Raw genomic sequence first — 1,397 nt, 5'->3', positions numbered from 1 at the left:
ATCACGATCGGTAACCATCCGTATTATTTTGTTTCATACTCCGATGACAACAATCCTGTCCTCATTACCAAAGAATATATTGAGATTCCTGACGCAGATAGCAACTGTTGGCGTGATAATAACGTCCGGGCGTTTTTGAATAATGAGTATCTCAAGGGTCTCCCACAATCACTACAAGACCGGATTGCTGCAACAGAAGTGACAACTATGATTCCTGATTCAACCTCAACCTACACTACTACGGATAAGGTTTTCTTGGCAGCTCCTGTTAATTTCTTAAATGCTACCCAGCATGTACATCAAGAAGAAAGAGTTTTTGGGGGAGAAATTCCTTCTGACTTGATTACGGGAAAAGATACCCTTTTAAGGACTCCAGCATCGTTTGGCGATTATACGGGATCGTTCTCGAACAGTTTGAGCAGTATATGGGGAGATTCAGCCTCAGTTACGTCAGCTCTCCCAGTGATGATCGTACAAGTCTAACAAGCTAACTTTCTTCCGAACAACGCTGGCACATAGGCCAAAACACAACTTAACGCTATTTTACTTACCAACTAAACACGACCAGAACTGCCAACCAAGCACCTTGACAACCGAAGAGAAGACAACAGCTGCTTCACCAGCAAAGCGCGCCAGCCAAGTTCTAGCGGAACAGCTCGTCATGCGATCCGGTACGCTGAAAGACAGCTAGCCCGTTGCCAGTTTTCCAGATAACGAGCCAATCCCCGGCGTTGGCAACATGACATTCGTTGTGTCCGATCCATTCGCCTTTAAGACGGTGCATGTTGTGACGCTGGTCTAGAACTTGGCGAGCTTCGGCCGTATCGCTGAGAATCAGATTGATCAGCTCACGAAGCGGTGCCAAATCCACGCGCTTGCGCGTCAAACGCTTGGTGTCACGCAGAAACTGTGCCGTATATTGAGCTTCCAGCATGGTCTATAGTCCCATTGCAGTGAACATTTCTTCCGCACTGGAGTACCCTGGGGCACCCCGTGCGATTATCTCATCGGCCTCGCGCATAGCCGCTAGGGTTTCCTCGTTGGGCTGCCCGTGGCTTACCGACGCGTAGTCAAGCGACAGAGGGATCGAGTACGTGCTTACGGTCTGAGTGAGAAACATTCGGATTGCCGAGGACAGGTCCAGCCCGTAGTGTTCCATGACGCGGGCGGCTTCTTCTTTGAGTTCGCTGTCCAGGCGGATGGTTAAACTGCATGCTGCCATGGTTCGCTCCTTGTTCGTTAGTGTACGTGCATATCATAGTATTTGTATGTGCAAAAGGCAAAATGTGTCAACAGGTGTCATCAGATTGAAACCACGTGCAGCGATCTGTTCAACATGTAGCACCGGCTATTGCAAGTGATGTTGCGGTGCGGTGTCACTTTGATCGTGCCCGTGG

General features: G+C 49.1%; 3 protein-coding genes. 1 reads left to right on the top strand and 2 read right to left on the bottom strand.

The window, feature by feature from the left end; all coding sequences use genetic code 11:
* The coding region (locus NFR19_RS08860; protein WP_251213428.1) for a DUF6273 domain-containing protein at window positions 1-483 on the top strand (483 nt) is incomplete at its 5' end.
* A gap of 160 nt (window positions 484-643) precedes the next feature.
* Here NFR19_RS08860 and NFR19_RS08855 read toward each other — a convergent pair.
* Complete coding sequence (locus tag NFR19_RS08855) at window positions 644-934, bottom strand: type II toxin-antitoxin system RelE/ParE family toxin (RefSeq protein WP_251213427.1); 291 nt, start codon at window positions 932-934, stop codon at window positions 644-646.
* Window positions 935-937: 3 nt separating this feature from the next.
* Window positions 938-1,222 carry a type II toxin-antitoxin system RelB/DinJ family antitoxin gene (locus NFR19_RS08850; RefSeq protein ID WP_251213426.1) on the bottom strand — a complete coding sequence of 95 codons (285 nt, stop codon included), beginning with the start codon at window positions 1,220-1,222 and terminating at the stop codon, window positions 938-940.
* Window positions 1,223-1,397: the final 175 nt, after the last annotated feature.

It is taken from the genome of Adlercreutzia murintestinalis (genome assembly GCF_943192905.1).
GTDB classification, from domain to species: Bacteria; Actinomycetota; Coriobacteriia; order Coriobacteriales; family Eggerthellaceae; genus Adlercreutzia_A; species Adlercreutzia_A murintestinalis.
This window is presented reverse-complemented; position numbering and strand designations above follow the sequence as displayed.

Bases quoted from the DNA above. Each gene is read 5' to 3' on its own strand.
- NFR19_RS08855 (WP_251213427.1), bottom strand. From the start codon at position 934: ATGCTGGAAGCTCAATATACGGCACAGTTTCTGCGTGACACCAAGCGT.
- NFR19_RS08850 (WP_251213426.1), bottom strand. From the start codon at position 1,222: ATGGCAGCATGCAGTTTAACCATCCGCCTGGACAGCGAACTCAAAGAA.